Source organism: Gemmobacter megaterium, from assembly GCF_900156815.1.
In the GTDB taxonomy this organism is placed as follows: Bacteria; Pseudomonadota; Alphaproteobacteria; order Rhodobacterales; family Rhodobacteraceae; genus Wagnerdoeblera; species Wagnerdoeblera megaterium.
Genome location: NZ_FTOT01000007.1, coordinates 173337 through 190655, shown reverse-complemented (window position 1 = coordinate 190655; position 17319 = coordinate 173337). Strand labels below are relative to the sequence as shown.

At 63.5% G+C, this 17319-nt stretch carries 15 protein-coding genes; 5 read left to right on the top strand and 10 right to left on the bottom strand.

Annotated elements, in window-relative coordinates; translation table 11 throughout:
* Positions 1-16 precede the first annotated feature (16 nt).
* Genes BW970_RS16115 through BW970_RS16100 form a run of 4 tightly spaced genes read left to right on the top strand, consistent with a single transcriptional unit; the run spans position 17 to position 5037 of the window.
* On the top strand, positions 17-1498 hold the full coding sequence (locus tag BW970_RS16115) for a 3-oxoacyl-[acyl-carrier-protein] synthase III C-terminal domain-containing protein (protein ID WP_076533327.1): 1482 nt from the start codon (positions 17-19) through the stop codon (positions 1496-1498).
* 1 nt (position 1499) lies between these two features.
* The gene (locus BW970_RS16110; RefSeq protein ID WP_076533325.1) at positions 1500-2705 is read left to right on the top strand and encodes an acetyl-CoA acetyltransferase; all 1206 of its coding nucleotides are present in this window, start codon (positions 1500-1502) and stop codon (positions 2703-2705) included.
* A gap of 26 nt (positions 2706-2731) precedes the next feature.
* Complete coding sequence (locus tag BW970_RS16105; RefSeq protein WP_076533323.1) at positions 2732-3511, top strand: enoyl-CoA hydratase/isomerase family protein; 780 nt, start codon at positions 2732-2734, stop codon at positions 3509-3511.
* 2 nt (positions 3512-3513) lie between these two features.
* The gene (locus BW970_RS16100; RefSeq protein ID WP_076533321.1) at positions 3514-5037 is read left to right on the top strand and encodes an AMP-binding protein; all 1524 of its coding nucleotides are present in this window, start codon (positions 3514-3516) and stop codon (positions 5035-5037) included.
* A 66-nt stretch (positions 5038-5103) separates the two neighbouring features.
* Here the strand turns inward: BW970_RS16100 and BW970_RS16095 are convergent, their stop codons facing one another.
* The 10 genes from BW970_RS16095 to BW970_RS16050 all read right to left on the bottom strand — a co-directional run bounded on the left by BW970_RS16095 (position 5104) and on the right by BW970_RS16050 (position 16298).
* On the bottom strand, positions 5104-6150 hold the full coding sequence (locus tag BW970_RS16095; protein WP_076533319.1) for an acyl-CoA dehydrogenase family protein: 1047 nt from the start codon (positions 6148-6150) through the stop codon (positions 5104-5106).
* 10 nt (positions 6151-6160) lie between these two features.
* A complete protein-coding gene (locus BW970_RS16090) occupies positions 6161-7354 on the bottom strand; it encodes an acyl-CoA dehydrogenase family protein (protein WP_076533317.1) in 1194 nt (397 codons plus the stop codon).
* Between the two features lie 201 nt (positions 7355-7555).
* Positions 7556-7978, bottom strand: coding sequence for a MarR family winged helix-turn-helix transcriptional regulator (locus tag BW970_RS16085; protein WP_076533315.1), 423 nt, complete (start codon positions 7976-7978; stop codon positions 7556-7558).
* Positions 7979-8161: 183 nt separating this feature from the next.
* Complete coding sequence (locus BW970_RS16080; protein ID WP_076533313.1) at positions 8162-9571, bottom strand: hypothetical protein; 1410 nt, start codon at positions 9569-9571, stop codon at positions 8162-8164.
* 47 nt (positions 9572-9618) lie between these two features.
* Positions 9619-10575: an NAD(P)H-dependent flavin oxidoreductase gene (locus tag BW970_RS16075; protein ID WP_076533311.1), complete on the bottom strand. Its 957-nt coding sequence runs from the start codon at positions 10573-10575 to the stop codon at positions 9619-9621.
* A gap of 11 nt (positions 10576-10586) precedes the next feature.
* On the bottom strand, positions 10587-11633 hold the full coding sequence (locus BW970_RS16070) for an MBL fold metallo-hydrolase (protein ID WP_076533309.1): 1047 nt from the start codon (positions 11631-11633) through the stop codon (positions 10587-10589).
* Between the two features lie 50 nt (positions 11634-11683).
* The gene (locus BW970_RS16065; protein ID WP_076533307.1) at positions 11684-13027 is read right to left on the bottom strand and encodes a TRAP transporter large permease; all 1344 of its coding nucleotides are present in this window, start codon (positions 13025-13027) and stop codon (positions 11684-11686) included.
* The gene (locus BW970_RS16060) at positions 13027-13578 is read right to left on the bottom strand and encodes a TRAP transporter small permease (RefSeq protein WP_076533298.1); all 552 of its coding nucleotides are present in this window, start codon (positions 13576-13578) and stop codon (positions 13027-13029) included. The genes BW970_RS16065 and BW970_RS16060 overlap by 1 nt, the downstream gene beginning before the upstream one ends.
* Positions 13566-14633: a C4-dicarboxylate TRAP transporter substrate-binding protein gene (locus BW970_RS16055; RefSeq protein ID WP_076533293.1), complete on the bottom strand. Its 1068-nt coding sequence runs from the start codon at positions 14631-14633 to the stop codon at positions 13566-13568. Before BW970_RS16055 ends, BW970_RS16060 begins: the two co-directional genes overlap by 13 nt.
* Before the next feature lie 75 nt (positions 14634-14708).
* Complete coding sequence (locus BW970_RS16050) at positions 14709-16298, bottom strand: AMP-binding protein (protein WP_200799303.1); 1590 nt, start codon at positions 16296-16298, stop codon at positions 14709-14711.
* 523 nt (positions 16299-16821) lie between these two features.
* On the opposite strand from BW970_RS16050, the gene BW970_RS16045 reads away from it, so the two are divergent.
* Positions 16822-17304, top strand: coding sequence for a type III secretion system chaperone family protein (locus BW970_RS16045; protein ID WP_371870140.1), 483 nt, complete (start codon positions 16822-16824; stop codon positions 17302-17304).
* Positions 17305-17319 lie beyond the last annotated feature (15 nt).

Genomic DNA, 17319 nt, shown 5'->3' with positions numbered 1-17319 from the left:
CGAAGGGAGGAACAGAATGGACATCGGAGTGATCGCCTACGGCGCCTATCTGCCAAAGGCACGTCTGCAAAGGTCGGAAATCGCCCGTACCCATGCATGGGTCGCGCCGGGCCTGAAAGGGCTGGCAAAGGGCGAACGCACTACCGCAAACTGGGACGAAGATGCCGTGACCATGGCGGTCGAGGCGGTCCGCGACGCGCTCGCCGGACAGGATGCGGCGGCAGTTTCGGGTGTCTGGATGGCCTCGACCACCTTTCCGTTTCTGGATCGCCAGAATGCCGGCATCGTGGCCGATGCCCTTGCCCTGCCTGTCGGGCTGCTGACACTGGATGTTGCGTCGTCGCAGCGCGCGGGGACGTCGGCGCTAAGTGCTGCGCTCAGGGCCGCACCGGGGTTTGGTGGGCCACTGGTCGTGGTGGCGTCCGAGCGCAGCAAGACCAAGGCGGCCAGCACCCTGGAAATGACCCGTGGTGACGGCGCGGCGGCGCTGGTCGTGGGACAGGGTGACGACGTGATCGCCCGGCTGATCGGGCAGCACACGCAGGCGGTGGACTTCGTCGATCATTTTCGCGGCGAAGGACATGAGCACGACTATACCTGGGAAGAGCGCTGGATCCGCGACGAGGGCTATCTGAAGATCGTCCCTCAGACCATCCGCGACGCGCTGGCCAGCACCGGCATCGACGCGGCCGGGATCGCACGGTTCATCTTTCCGGTTGCGGCAAAAAAGGTTGCCGGTCAGATCGCCAAGGCAGTGGGTATTCCCGAGGCGGCGGTGGCCGACAACCTTCAGGCCAATGTGGGTGAGGTGGGCTGTGCCCATCCGCTCTTGATGTTGGCGGGCGCGCTTGAACAGGCCCGGCCGGGGGACCGGATCCTTGTTGCCGGCTTTGGCCAGGGGTGCGATGTGCTGATCTTTGAGGTGACCGAGGCGATTGCCCGCCTTGCCCCGCGGGCGGGCCTGGCAGGTGCCATGGCGCGACGTCGCGAGGAAACGCGCTACTCCCGCTATCTGGCCTTCAACGACCTTTTGACGATGGAGTACGGGATCCGCGCAGAGGTGGACAAGAACACCGGCCTTTCGACCCTGTACCGCAACAAAGGCATGTCGCAATCGCTGATCGGGGGGTGCTGCCGCGCTTGTGGCACCGCGCAGTTTCCGGCCTCGCGCATCTGTGTCAATCCGAACTGTGGCGCCATCGACAGTCAGGATCCGCACCGCTTTGCAGATACACCTGCGGCAATCAATTCCTTCACGGCGGATCGCCTGACCTATACGCCCGATCCGCCGCAGTATTTCGGGATGATCCAGTTCGAGGGCGGCGGCCGGATGATGGCGGATTTCACCGACATCGACCCCGACGCCGACCTTCAGGTCGGTCAACAGATGAAGATGATGTTCCGCGTCAAGGACTATGACCCGCGGCGGGGTTTCCGCCGCTATTTCTGGAAAGCCTCGCCCGTTGCGGGCGCGCAGTCTGCTGGGAAAGGAAACTGACATGGCCTCGGGTATCAAGGACAAGGTTGCCATTCTGGGCATGGGATGTTCGCGCTTTGGCGAACGCTGGATGGACAACGCCGAAGACCTGATGGTCGAGGCATTTGTCGAGGCGTTGGCAGATGCCGGCATCGAGAAAAGCCAGATCGAGGCTGCGTGGCTGGGCACCGCGATCGAGGAACAGCACGTCGGCAAATCTGCGGTTCCGGCGTCGTTCGGGCTGCGTTTGCCGAACATTCCGGTGACGCGGGTGGAGAACTACTGCGCCTCCGGCACCGAGGCGTTTCGCGGCGCGGTCTATGCCGTGGCTTCGGGCGCTTGCGACATCGCCTTGGCCATCGGGGTGGAGAAGCTCAAGGATACCGGATACGGCGGGTTGCCCCAGCGCAACCGTGGGTCGGTGAACGATCTGTTCTGGGCCAATGCCTCGGCCCCCGGCTCGTTTGCGCAGCTTGCCACTGCGTATCGTGCCAAGCATGGCGTGTCGGCCATCGACCTCAAGCGCGCCATTGCGCATGTTTCGGTGAAAAGCCACGCGAATGGCGCCAAGAACCCCAAGGCCCATCTGCGCAACATCATCACCGAGGAAACCGTGATGAATGCCCAGATCATTGCCGAACCCCTGGGGCTTTATGATTGCTGCGGCGTGTCTGACGGATCTGCCTGCGCCATCGTCACCACCCCCGAAATCGCCAAGGCGCTGGGCAAGACGGATCTGATCACCGTCAAGGCACTGCAACTTGCCGTCTCGAACGGTTTCGAGGCGCAATACAATGCCTGGGATGGCAGCTATTTCGCCACCACCCGTGTCGCAGCCCAGCGTGCCTACAAGGAGGCTGGCGTGACGCGCCCGCGCGACCAGATCAGCCTGCTGGAGGTCCATGACTGCTTCTCGGTCACTGAACTGGTCACGATGGAGGATTTGTTCATCTCGGGCGAGGGACAGGCGGTCAAGGATGTGATGGATGGCTTCTATGATGCCGATGGAACCATTCCATGCCAGATTGATGGCGGGCTGAAGTGCTTTGGCCATCCCATCGGCGCCTCGGGTCTGCGGATGATCTACGAGATGTATCTGCAACTTCAGGGCCGCGCCGGTCCGCGCCAGCGCGAGAAAGAGCCATCGCTGTGCATGACGCATAATCTGGGCGGGATGCCGCATCAGAATGTCTGCGCGCTGTCGATCATCGGGCGTTACGGCGTCTGATCATCCACGCCTGGGGAGGACGTGACATGAGCGATCTTGAAATCGCCCGCGACGGCGGCGTTCTGACATTGACGCTGAACCGGCCCGACCGGCTGAATCCGCTGTCCATGGACATGCGCGAAGGGCTGATTGCAACGCTGCGCGCAGAGCTGATGGACCCGCAGGCGCGCGCCATCGTGCTGACCGGGGCAGGGCGGGGGTTCTGTTCGGGCGCAGATCTGGATCTGTCCACAATCCTGGCGCGGCGCGGCAAGGTTGGGCGGCAGATGATCGCAGGGATCAACCCCATCACGCGCCTGTTGCGGGAAATTCCTGTTCCGGTGATTGCGGCGGTGAACGGGCCCGCGGCAGGAGTGGGGTTTTCGCTGGCGCTTTCGGCAGATCTGATCGTGGCGGCGCGGGATGCCAGTTTTCAACTGACCTTTGCCCGCATCGGTGCCTCGCCGGATGGCGGTGCGCTTTATATGTTGGCCAGGCGCATCGGCGAGGCGCGCACCACGCGGCTGGCCATGCTGAGCCAGAGCCTTGGCGCCGTCGAGGCCGAGGCGATCGGCCTGATCACCGAACTGACCGAGTCCGGCGCCGCCCTGCCTGCGGCAATGGCCTTGGCCCATCGGTTGGCGGCGGGGGCGACCACATCGCTTGCCATGATCAAGCGTCAGGTGCTGGCTGCGGGCAACAGTTCGCTCGACGACGCGCTGCGGCTGGAAACCCTGTGCCAGGACACCGCCTTCAACTCCGAGGATTTCGAGGAGGGGGTGCGCGCCTTTTCCGAAAAGCGCAAGCCAGTGTTCAAGGGGAGGTAGCCATGGCCCATCGGGTTCTGTCGGGCGACCGCAGCCAGACTGGTGACGAGGTGATCGCAGACGCCCGCCGCCTTGCGACCAGATTACACGTGGCAGGGGTAGGACAGGGCAGCCGCGTGGTGCTGTTGTTGCGCAATGACATCGCGTTTCTGACGGCAACCCTGGCGGTGACATTGCTGGGCGCGGTCGCTGTGCCGGTCAACTGGCATTTTACCGCGCGCGAAGCAGCCTATGTGATCGACGATTGCGATGCGGCGGCCGTTATCGGCCATTCCGATCTGTTGCATCGCCAGATGCCGGAGTGGCCGCAAGACCTCGTGGCCCGCCTGCTGATCGTGGCTGTGGAGGTGCCAGAGGAGTTGGCGGCGGCCTATCGGCTTTCCCCCTCCGTGTGTCAGCCGCCGGCGGGTGCAGAGCCGCTGGCAGATATCCTGCGGGACCATCCTTCCCATGAGGCGCCGCTGCCCGGACCGAGTTCCGCCATGCTGTATACCTCGGGCACGACAGGAAACCCCAAAGGTGTCCTGCGCCTTGGCCAGAACATACCGAACACCGAAGGGTACAATGGGCTGTTCGTGCCGGATGCGCGCACGCTGCTGCCAACGCCGCTCTATCATTCCGCGCCGAACCGCTTTGGCAACGGCACGTTTCATGGCGGCGGCGAACTGGTCTTGATGCCCCGTTTCGATGCCGAGGACACGCTGCGACTGATCGCGGCGCACCGGATCACCACGATGTTCATTGTTCCGACAATGCTCATCCGGCTGCTGAAGTTGCCCGAGGCGGTGAAGCTGCGCCATGATCTGTCGTCGCTCAGGCATGTGGTCTGCGCGGGTGCGCCGTGTCCGGCCGAGGTCAAGCTGGCGATCCTGCGCTGGTGGGGGCCGGTGCTGTATGAATTCTACGGCAGCACAGAGACCAGCGCCCTTACATGGGCAACGCCGGAAGATTTGCAGCGCAAGCCCGGCTCTGTGGGGCGAAAAGTGCCATCTGCCACGCTGGAGATCCATGATGACCACGGCAATCCGTGCCCGACCGGAGAGATCGGCGAGATCTACGGGCGTGTCGCCACGACGGCAGAGTTCACCTATCACAAGCGCCCCGAGGATCGTGCCGCGATCGAGCGGAATGGCCTGATTACCTCTGGCGACATGGGCTATCTTGACGAGGATGGGTATCTGTTCCTGTCCGACCGCAAGCGCGACATGATCATCGCGGGTGGGGTCAATATCTATCCCGCGCAGATCGAGGCCGCGATTCTGGAATTTCCCGGCGTGCTGGATGTGGCTGTCTTTGGTATTCCCGACCCCGATCTTGGGGAAAGCGTCTGTGCCATTCTGGCGCCGGAGCCAGGCCAGGACATTAGCGCCGATGCGGTACGCGAGTTTCTGGCAGGACGCATTGCGCGCTACATGGTGCCCCGCACAATCGTGGTGGATGCTGACATGCCGCGCGATGCCTCTGGCAAGGTGTTCAAGCGCAAGCTGCGAGAACAATACTGGGCCAGAACGGGCCGCAGCATCTAGGGTTTCCTCCGGCGACTGCGGCGGCGGGCCCAGGCCTGCCGCCGATCTTCGCCGGGTCGCGTCGCCTCAGTCGCTTTGCGACAGGCGGGCAAACCGTTCCAGATGGTAGTCGGCATCGCCAAATCGTGCATCTGCCGCCAACAGGCGGCGCACCAGCGGGCCCAGCCCGTATTCCTGGGTCAGCCCGATGCCGCCGTGCATCTGGATCGACTCTTCTGCCACCAGGACAGCGGCTTCGCCCACAGTGACCTTGGCCGCGCTCAGATAGCGCATCCGCACCGCGGGTGCGGCGTCAAGATGTTCGGCGAGGTTGGCCACGGCCGATCTTGCCTGTTCCGCCTCGATCAGCAGATCGGCCATGCGATGGGCCAGTGCCTGAAACTTGCCGATGGGTTGCCCGAACTGCTTGCGGGTGCGCAGGTACTCTGCCGTCATCTCCAGCACGCGGTCCATGGTGCCCACGGCATCGGCGCAAACCGCCAGCGTTGCGGCAGCGATGGGCCGGTCCAGCAGGGTTGCACCGCCCAGCCAGCGGGCGGGCGTCGACGCGAACTCGATATCGGCGCCCTCGCTACCGTCCATCAGCGGGTAGGGACGACGGCTCAGTCCGGGCGCATCGGCCTGAACCAGCCAAAGCCCCGGTCCATCGGCGCCTTGGGCGGTCACGATCAGCCAGTCCGCATCTGCCCCGCCGACAACCGGCGACTTGCGCCCCGTCAACTGCCAGTGATCGCCCGTTTCCCTGGCCCGGCAGTCGGCGCCACTGTCATATCGCCGCCCCGGTTCCAGATCCGCGACTGCGGCGCGGGCCGTGCCGTTCGCAAGCGCTTCGACCAGATCGGAGTAGCCGCCCGCCGCGTGCAACACACCGGCCCCCAACAGGACACTGTCTATCATCGGCACGCCCGCGCCCGCGCGGCCCAGTTCGGTGGCAACCAGGGCGATATCTGCGCCTGTTCCCCCAAAGCCGCCCGCGTCTTCGGGCAAGACTGCGGCCCCGGCCCCCAGTTCGGCCAGGGTGGACCACAGGCCGGGCCCCGAGGGCTCGCGTGCCAGCGTGCGGCGCAGACTGTCCTGCAACATGCGGCGTTCTTCGGTCAGCGAAATGTCCATGGCGCGCCCCTCAAAGCCCCAGCATCGTCTTGGCGATGATGCCGCGCTGGATTTCGTTCGAGCCGCCATAGATCGACAGCTTGCGGTTGTTCATGTACTGGCGCAGTCCGGCCGCAGCCTCGGGCGGTCCGGGCGGATGACCATCATTTGCGCCGTCGACAGCCTCGGACGGAAAGGCCAGCGCAAGCGGCCCGATCGCCCGTCGCATCAGATCGTTGATCGCCTGACGGACCTGCGTTCCCTTGACCTTGAGCATCGAGCTTTCAACGCCCGGCGCCTGACCTGCGGCGGCTGCCGATATCATGCGCAGGTTCGTCGCGGAAAGCGCCATCAGCGCAATTTCCACCCTGGCAAGGCGCAAGGAAAATGCAGGATTTTCCAGCAGCGGGCGGCCATCGGCAACCTGGGCTGCCGCCATCCGCTTTACCGCATCCAGCCCCGCCGTGGCGAAGCCCACGCCAGTGATATTCGTGCGCTCGTGTGTCAGCAGGTACTTGGCGCAGGTCCAGCCGCGGTTCTCCTCTCCCACCAGATTCTCGACCGGCACTTTCACATTGTCGAAGAACACTTCATTCACCTCGGCCGAACCATCCAGCAGGACGATGGGCCGCACGGTGATGCCGGGCGTCGCCATGTCGATCAGCAGGAAGGAAATGCCCTCCTGTGGCTTGGCGGCTTGCGGATTCGTGCGGACAAGGCAAAAGATCCAGTTGGCGTAATGCGCCAGCGTCGTCCAGGTTTTTTGCCCGTTGACGATATAGTGGTCACCCTCGCGCCGGGCAGAGGTCTTGAGCGAGGCAAGATCCGACCCAGCTCCGGGTTCGGAATAGCCCTGACACCACCAGTCCCTGCCATCCAGGATGCGCGGCAGGTAGTGATCCTGCTGCGCCTTGGTGCCGAATTTCTGTAGCACGGGCCCCAGCATGGTTATGCCGAACGGCAATACGCGGGGCGCATGGGCAAGGGCGCTTTCTTCTTCGAAAATATGGCGCTGCATGGCGTTCCATCCGGCGCCACCGAATTCCTCTGGCCATGTCCCGGCTAACCATCCCCTCGCATGAAGCATCTGGTGCCAGAGCGCGTAATCCTCTTTGGCCAAAGCGCGTCCTAGGCGGCCTTTCTCTACAAGGCTGTCCGGCAGTTGGTTCAGGAACCGGCGTATATCCTGGCGAAATTCCTCCAGGTTTGGGGTCTGTGTGGTCATTGACTACCTCTCGTACGGGTCTTTCCGACCTTGGCGCGCGGGTTGGTCCGGCCCGCACTGCGGATCTTCGGCAGGGAATGCCGGATCTGCGACAGGGGGCGGATTCATCAGGCCATTGTCGGTTTACCAGGCAAGGATGCCAAGCCTGCATAAGATCCACAAGATAATTGTTTACCTATGTATTATTAATATGAGAATTTATCAGGTGCCTTCGTCATGCTTTGCACAGGCGGTCTCCAGATTCGATCTGATCCGGTGCAGCATCGCGATCAGATGATCGACATCGGCATCGCTCAGCCCATCAAAGGCGGTGTCGTTCAACTGCGCGAACCCGTCCGCCAGGAAGTCCTTGGTCGCCAGGCCAGCTTCGGTCAGCCAGACGCGGTTGGACCGGCGGTCATGGTCGTCTGGCTTGCGGATCACCCAGCCGTTCTTTTCCATCCGGTCAAGCTGTGCGCTTACGGCAACGGTGCCCACACCGAGGATGCGCGCGAGTTCGACCTGGCTCATGCCTTGCTTGCGCAGCAGAAGGTTGATGACGCGCACCTGCCCGGCTGTCAGGTTGGCCTCGGCGACCAGTTTGTCGAAATAGCGGTTGCGCAATCGCGCAACATGCTGAAACATAAGGCCGATCTTGTGATCACGCTTCGGGTTGCCAGATGTATCCCGGTTGGCTGGCTTGATGGCGGGTGACTTGTTGTCCACGAAGCCCTCACAAATAGATCATCTGTTAATAATAAACCTATTTTCTATCTGGCGCAACCCGGACCGGTTGCGTTGATCTGGGCCAGGGGGACACCGGGCGGTTCATCCAAATTCGCCGGTCAGCATCATGGCGCAGGTCAGCAACAGGGTGGCAGCCACGCCATAGCTGCGGTTCCAGCGCAGTCCAAGCACCGCCGCCTCTACTCCCACGCTGCGCGCGGCGATTCGAACCGATGCGGACAGCGGTGACAGGCCGACGGCCACCGACCAGCCGGACAGGGCCATCATTGCCAGATGAATCGGCTCGAAACTGAAGCCCGGTATGCGTGGGTAGACGCCCATCACCAGCGTGACAGAAACGATGGGATTCAGGCCCAGGAACGACATTCCTGAAATGAACAGGAACCCGGCCGCCAGCACCATCCCCTTGCCCAGACCCATGGAGTGCACAAGGGCGCCCAGCACTTCGACATCGACCAGCGGCATCAGAAGGATCCCCAATGCGCCAGACGCTGCAAAGATCGTGATCTCCGACCGCAAGTCCGGCAGGCTTGGCAGGGTGCGGCCCAGCAGGATCTGCCTTGCGGCCCGCAAGGGTCGTTCGGCACCGAAACCACGCTGCTGCACCCATTGCCATGCCAGCGCGATACACGGCACGATCAGCAGGATTGCGGTGATCGAACGAATATCCAGCGCAGTGGCCACGCCAAGGCCCAGAGCAGGGATCAGCAGGACCAGGCCCAGAAGCTGCATCAGGGGGCTCAGGTCGATCGGAGGCTGCGCCGCCTGGGGTCTGCGAGGATAGGTCATTCTGTCCAGCATCCATCCCAGCGTCAGCAAGGCCAAGGCGATGCTGCCGCCAACGGGCAGAATGTCCAGAAAGGTCAGGCTTGGCAGGGCCATGAACACCAGCGGCATCGACATCGAGGTAGGCGACCACAGCGGAACGGTGCAAAAGCCGCGCAGAACCGCAAGCGACATCCGGCGCAAGCGGATCCCGGCGATGCGATCCCCGGTTTCGGCCCGAAGCGACTCGTTGGCCTGGGCGATCATCGTGCCCAACAGGCTGAGCGCGCCGAGATTCAACAGAACGCCCATCAATGCACCACCCGCAGTCAGTACGGAATATCGACGCCCCGGCGGTTGCGACAGCAGCACAGTGCCCGCCCTGCGGATCAGCGGCGATCCTGCGGCGGTATCCTGCAACACCCCCAATGCAGTGACAAAAAACCCCAGGTACAGGGCCTGATCGAGCGCCTTGTGCAACGTGTCGACCGGGATCAGATTGGCCAGCGGCAACCCTGTTCCAAGGGCGATGACGATGGCCGCCAATCGCTGCGCCGCAGGCGCCAGCCGCCGCCACTCCAGCAGCAGGAAGCCGAACAGGGCCATTCCGCCGGGTATCCACGTCCAGTCCGCGCGCCACAATTCGTGAATGGCCGCAGCGAGCACCAGCGCCACCAACATGGCAATGCTGGCCGGACGCGCGACCGGCGACAGGGGCGTCGTCATCGGCGCGTCCTGTCGGCGGGGTAGGGTGCGGCCATGTCGGTCGGGCCTCAGGGTCGGGGTCGGTTGCGGAACGGATCGGCGGATATCGCGGCGATTGCGGTGTCATAGCCAAGGGCAAGCTCGTCGCACAGCGCCGCCACCGGAACCACGCGATCACAGGCGCCGACGCCCTGTCCCGCAGACCAGATGTTCTTCCATGCCTTGGGCCGTTCGTCATGGCCCCGGTGTCCTCCTGCGTAGGGGGGCAGGTTGTCGGGGTCGAGCCCGGCTGCCCGGATCGAGGGGCGCAGGAAGTTTGCGTTGACCCCGGAAATGGCCGGAGTGTGGATGATGTCTGCGGCGCTTGCATCGAGGATCATCTGCTTGTGATCTGCTGGCGCAGTGGATTCCGTGGTGGCGATGAATCGGGTGCCGATATAGGCCAGATCCGCCCCGGCCATCCGGGCGGCTGCGATCTGGGCGCCGGTGCTGATCGCGCCGGACATCAGGATCGTTCCATCAAAGATCCGGCGGATTTCCTGTATCAGGGCAAAAGGATGGGTTAATCCGGCATGTCCGCCAGCGCCCGCGCTGACGGCAACAATGCCATCGACCCCGGCCTCTGCGGCCTTGGCGGCATGGCGCAGGTTGATCACATCGTGGAATACCAGCCCGCCGTAGGAATGCACCGCCTCGACGATCTCGCTGACGGCACCCAACGAGGTGATGACCACCGGCACCTTGTGCGCCACGACCTGGGCCAGATCGTCGTCCAGCCGTGCATTGGATTTGTGCACGATCAGATTGACGCCATAGGGGGCCGCCCCTGGATGGGTAGTCAGGCGCCCTTCGATTTCTGCGAACCAGTCGGTTAGTGCGGAAACGGTCCGGCAGTTGAGCGTGGGAAACGTGCCCACAACCCCGGCCCGACAGGTCTCGACCACGAGATCGGGCCCCGAGGCGAGGAACATCGGTGCGGCGACAAGTGGAAGGCGCAGGTTGGACAGGCGGGCGGGAATGGGCATCGGTCTCTCCGTCAGGACGCTTGGCGGGGTGCGGAATAGCGCAGCGGACCGGCCGCATCTGCGAGCGCCAGTTGCCGCGATTGCAAAAGGTGGTTCACGTGGGCGTGGGTCTCGCTGAAGGCAAAGGCAAGTTGCCCCGGCCCGAGCGGGCGGTCGAACAGCACGGGCACCAGATCGGCGACCGACGGCTGCGCCCCCACGCAGGCACCGAGGAGTTCGGAAAGACGCACCTCGTGATGCGCCCGAAGTTCGGCGATGCGGGCATGGAGCCCGAAAAACGGTTGACGATGGCCGGGCAGGACAAGCGCGTCATCTGGCACGACCATCGCCAGATCTGCGAGCGATCGCAGATAGTGACCTAGCGGGTTGCTGTCCGGTTCGGTTGGCCAGACGCTGACATTGGGCGAGATGCCCAGCAGCACCTGATCGGCCGCCAGCAGGATGTTGTCGGCACGGCTGTACAGCATAAGCTGTTCCGGTGCATGACCATCACCTGACAGGATGTCGAACACCCGCCCGCCGATATCCAGCCGGTCCCCGGCCAGCAGGCGGGTAAAGGTTGTAGGCGGGGCGCCCACCAGCCCGGCATAATGCTTGCCCCATCCCTTCATGCGCTCGGCGACGTCGGGGGCCATTCCGTGGCGGCTGTAAAAGTCGGCATAGAATCCATCGCCCAGACGCGAGGGGTTCGACAGCAGTGTCAGGCAACTGAGATAGGCGGTCAGGCTTGTCAGCAAGGGCAGGCCATGATCCGCGCAAAGCTGTCCGGCATGGCCGATGTGGTCGGGGTGATGATGGGTCACGATCAGCCGGGTAAACCGCTGGCCGTGCAGGGGCCCCGACAACAGCGCGGCAAAGGCGGCGCGCGTCGCGGGACCGCTGACGCCCGTATCCACCACGGCCCAGCCGCCATCATCCTCGATCAGGTAGATGTTGACGTGATCCAGCACCAGCGGCAGCGCGACACGCGCCCATAACAGGCCGGGCGCAAGCGGCACGACCTGGGCCGGGCCGGGGGCGTCGATTGCCATGGCCCGAGGGGCCGAACCGGATGGCATGGGCGATCCTTTCAAATCTCCGGCCCACCCAGGCGGCGGGCCGGAACGTCTCAGTTCATCGAATTGGGTACGAACAGCGACAGGATGGGGAATGCGACCAGCAAGGCCAGTACCACAAGGTCTCCGGTCAGGAACCGGGCCACGCCCTTGAACGTCGTTGTGGCATCCACCTCCTTGCCAGCGACAGAGGCGACGACAAACACATTCAACCCCATTGGTGGCGTCACCAGACCGATCTCCAGCAGCTTGACGACGATCACACCGAACCACACCAGATCCAGCCCATAGCCTTCGACCAGCGGGATGACGAAGGGAAGGGTCAGCAGCATCGTGCCGATCGGGTCGAGGAATACGCCCAGCACCAGATATAGCAGAACGATGCAGGTCAGCACCTGCCACTGCGCCAGATTGGATGACTGGATCAGATCCACGAATGCCTGTGTCACACCCGTCAAGGACACCAGCGAGACAAAGATCTTGGCCCCGACCGCAATGAAGAACAGCGCGGCAGAAGATTTTGCCGTGATCACAAAGGAGTCGATGATGGCCGCCCACGTCAGTCGGCGCGAGACGATCCCGAAGGTCAGGGCAAAGCCAAGGCTGACGGCTGCCGCCTCGGTCGCGGTGAAGATCCCGCCATAGATCCCGCCGATGATGATGGTCATCAGCGCAGCGGCAGGCCAGGCGATCAGCACGGCGCGCAGTTTCTCGCGCCCGGTAAAGGTCATTTCGACCTTGGGTGCGACCGCCGGGTTCATGCGTACCCAGATCATCACCGTGATGATGTATCCGGCCAGCGACAGCAGCCCCGGAATGATGCCCGCTAGAAACAGCCGGCTGACCGATTGTTCGGTGAACAGGGCATACAGGACGAACAGGATGCTGGGCGGGATCAGCGCGCCCAGCGTTCCGCCCATCGCCACCGTCGATCCGGCAAGCGACGGCTTGTAGCCCCAGCGCAGCATTTCGGGCACGCAGATGCGCCCCATCGAAGAGGCACAGGCCATGCTGGAGCCGGTGATCGCTGAAAATCCGCCGCAGCCGAACAGCGACGCAATGGCCAGCCCGCCGGGAACCGAGGCCATCCAGATCCGCATGGCATTGTAGATGTCCGTGGTAATCCGGGCGTGGTAGGCGATATGCCCCGCCGCGATGAACATCGGCACCATGCTCAACGAATATGAATGCAGAAAGTCGAAGGCGTTGGAGTGCACCAGCGACAGCGTGGGATTGATGCCCCGATCAAAGTTGAACGCTCGTCCGGGTCGCCACGCATAGACCAGGAACACGCAGATCGTGGCAACTGCGGCCAGCGCGAATCCGATAGGCACGCGCAACACTAGCAGCAACAGGACGACGACAAAGCCGATTGCGCCAATCGTGGTCGGATCCATCAGGCCGCCCCTTCGCGTTTGAGCCGCGCCAGCGTGCCCAGGATCAGCAGATCCAGCAGCCGCACGGCGAACAGAACATATCCGGCAAAGAACATCGTCTTGCCCGGCCATTCGGGCAGTTGCAGCATTCCGTAGTAATAACTGCCGCTGCGCACCACCTCGGAGAGCGTCCTCCAGCCTGCATATCCCATTGCCCCTGCCGCGATCAGGCCGACAATCGCCGCCAACGCATTCAGCCAGATCGCATGGCGCGCAGCAAAACGCCCTGTCAGCACATCGACGGTGATGAAGCTGTGTTCTGCCGCCACCTTGGCCAGCGGCAGCACAAGTGCGGCGATCATCAGTTCGCCAACCACCACCGCCTCGTCATGAAGTGCCATGTTCAGCAGGTTGCGCATGATCACGCCTGCGATGACATAGGCGCTCATGGCGGCCACGGCCACTGCACCGATTGCGGCGAACAGGGTCTCTATCGTTTCCAGTCCGCGACGCCACGGGCTGCGGGGGCCAGCGTCGCCGCCCCCCGCACCAGGCGCATTCAGCGCGCCCATGGATAGCCTTTCTCCTGCCGCTCGGCGTCGTATTTGGCCAGAAGTGCCCGGTACTTGTCGAACAGGCCCTGGCCGTCATGGCCGAGGTCTGTCATTTCCTTGACCCAGTCCTGGTTGTGGACGTTTCCGGCCTCTTCCAGCTTGAGCAGGTCTTCCTTGGGGAAATCGACCAAAGTCACCTTGCGCCCGATCTCGCCGGTTTCCAGTCCGGCACGGATCTTGCCCATTTCGTCAAGCTGCGCCTTGGCGAAGCGGTCGATCATCTGGCTGCCGGCCTCGCGCAGGGCGCCCTGCTGTTCGGCGCTCAGCTCGTCATAGCTGTCCTTGTTGATGGCGATGCCAAAGGCGCCGATGCCACCCCATTGCGCGATCGAGAAGTGGTTCGCCACCTCGTAGGTCTTGTAGGCCTGTGCCGTGTAGAAATATCCGGTCGTGCAGTCGATCAGCCGGGTGTCGAGCGCCTGATAGACATCGCCGAAGCCCATGTTCATCGTGGTTGCGCCCAGATCATTCAGAACCTTGGCATAGGTGCCGCTTGCGCGGATCTTCTTTCCGGCGAAATCGGCAATCCCTTCGATCTTGTTGTCCCCGGCGCATTCGAAGTTCAGTCCGGTCGTGGTGAAGTTGGCCAGATAGACGACGTTCTGTTCGGCCATCAGCCGTTCCATGGTTTCGTCGGTCGTCATCAACTCGTACATGGCGCGCATGATGACCCAAGGATCGGAGTACTGCGTCGGCAGATCGCCAACGCCATATCCGATCAGACGCTTCGGGTCGTAGGATTGCAGAACGGATCCCATGTCGGCGACGCCATCGCGGACGGCACCCAGTGTCGCGGTCAGCCCGACAAGCGCGCCGCCCCAATGCACGTCAACCGTAACCTCGCCGTTCGTCAGCTTGCCGACCGTCTCGGCGAAATCGGCGACTGCGGCTGCGCGTGTACCGCGATTGGGGCCGCCTTCGGTGTAGGTCAGGGTCATCTGCGCGGGGGCGGCGGTTGCCAGCCCCAGGCCCAGGGTCAATGCACCCAGGGATGTCATCAATCGGTTGGTCATTACGTCCTCCTCCTGTTGGTCGTCGGCCCCGCTCTGCGGCGGGGCTTCGGTGGGGCGGCGCCCCGTCTTGCCGGATCAGGCCGTGATGGCCAGTTCGGCGGCCTCGCGTTTCAGCCGTGCCTTGTCGACCTTGTTGACATGGGTCAGGGGCAGTGGCGTGTCGCGGAAAGTGAAGCTGCGCGGCAGCTTGTAGCCGGCCACACGGGCACGGCAGAATTCGGTCAGATCGGATGCGGATGCGCTCTGGCCCGGCTTCAGCCGCACAACCGCATGTACGCGTTCCCCCCAGCGGGGATCGGGCAAGCCGACCACCGCCGCCTCGGCCACCGCAGGATGCAGCGCAAGCGCATTCTCTGTTTCCACCGGATAGACGTTTTCGCCCCCGGTCACGATCATTTCGACCGTCCGGCCTGCCAGATGGACGAAACCGTCGGATTCCTGCCATGCGGCATCGCCGGTGTGATACCAGCCGCCACGCAGCGCCCGAGCTGTCAGCGCGGGCTGGTTCCAGTAGCCCTTCATCACATGCGGGCCACGGGTCAGAATCTCGCCCGTGGTTCCCGGAGGCACATCCCGATCCCGGTCATCCACGATGCGCAGATCGACATGCGGCGCCGGGCGCCCGATCGTGCCCAACGTCGCAGAGCCGACATAGTGCTGGTCCGGGGTCAGCGCGGTGACCAGGGGCGAGCATTCGGTCATGCCGAACCCCTGGCAGAACGCGATACCCGGCAGCGCCTCCATCACCCGCGCCAAAAGGGCCTGGGGCATCACAGCCGCGCCATAGGTCACCAGGCGCACCGACGACAGATCGTAGCGGGCAAAGTCCGGGTGCTCCAGCAGCATGGCCAGCATGGTTGGCACCATCTGGACTGTTGCAATGCCGTGGGCCTGAATGGTTTCCATCGCAGCGACCGGGTCGAACTTTGGAACGATGACGGTATGGTGCAGCAGATAGGCGGCGGTAAACACCCGCGACCCCGACCCAAGGTGGAACATCGGCCCCGACAGCATCTGGACCTCGTGCTCCTTGAACCCATAGAGCGGGATCCCCCCCTGGGTGTTCGCAAACAGATTTGCGTGCGTCAGCATCACGCCCTTGGGGTGGCCTGTTGTTCCGCCAGTGTAGAACAGGATGAATGTGTCATCGGATTGCGACCCCAGCGCGTCGATGTCCGCTCCGTCGTCTGGTCCGTCACCTGCGGCCAGATCGTCATAGCCTGGTGCCCCGTCGGGCGCCGGTCCGTCATCGGCAAATACGAGATGGGGAATGCCTGCCAATTGCTGCATCTGGCGGGCCAGGTCCCAATGCGCCCGATCCGCGATCAGGACATGGGGCGCGCAGCCTTGCACCACGGCGGCCAGTTCCGGCGGCGCATAGCGTATGTTCAGCGGCACCGAGATCGCGCCGATCCGCGATGGCAGGAAATAGCATTCAAAGTAGCGGTGTGAGTTCAGCCCCAGATAGGCCACCCGATCCCCAGGGGCGGTGCCCATGTCCCGCAAGGCCCGCGCGACACGCCAGCATCTGGTTTCGACCTGCCGCCATGTCAGCGCGTGGGCACCGCAGGTCAGCGCCGGAGCGTCGCCAGCCATGCGCGCGGCGCGCGTGATCATGTCACCCAGCCGGATCATGCCGCCGAACCCATATGGCGCGGAAGGCACCGGAGCCATCCAGTCTGCCTCATGCTACCCTCCCCCTGTTTCCGCGATGGTGGCCGAGTTCTTGGTGGCTTCATTATTCGCGTATGAACAATACACTGTCTAAGTATAATTCGCCTGTCAACCGCCCGCATTCAGATTCTGGTACAGCTTGCCGCACACATGACCGCGAAAGGGCGCCAATCCGGTGGCGGGCAAGGATCTTGGTGTGGTGGGCCGCGTGACGCAAGCAGACGTTCGCCGCCTGTCTGGAGCGGCCACAGCCAACAGCGCGCCACTACAGGGGCGTCATGGTCGCGTTCGATCTGGTCGGGAGTGCTGCGCTCCGCCTGGAAAGACCGGGCAAGACTGTCGGGTTGTCCACAGCTTTCTTGACGAAGTTTTGCTTTACAGGCTTTCGCTTCGCTGACACCATATCTAGAACAGGCCGCGTGATATAGTGAGTGAAGCGAATGCAGGCCCCAAACCGTGGGTTCTCCAGACGTAGACCGGGAAGGAACGCCGCGTGTCGATTGCCGAAGACCTGATGCTGGCAGATGATATCCACCCGCTTGACGTGGTCGAAAGCCTGGCCGCCCATCATGCGTGGGATTTCGACCGCGTCACGGATGACCAGATCGCAATGGCAGTCACCGGGCAGTGGCGCACCTATTCGCTGACGCTTGCGTGGTCGGGCAATGATGAAGTGCTGCGCCTGATCTGCACCTTCGAGATGGAGCCCCCTGCCGACAGCGAGGCGCAGCTTTATGCACTGCTGAACCGGATCAACGATGAATGCTGGTGTGGTGCGTTCAGCTGGTGGGCGGAACAGCGCCTGATGGTCTGGCGTTACGGGCTTGTGCTCTCGGGCGGCCAGAGCGCGACAGTTCAGCAGGTCGAAGCGATGATCCGCGCCGCGGTTGGTGCTGCCGAACGCTTCTACCCGGCCTTCCAGCTGGTTGCCTGGGCGGGGCAGACCCCCGAAGACGCCATGAAAGTCGCCATGACAGAGGCTTGGGGCCGGGCCTGACCGGCTTGCCCGTCT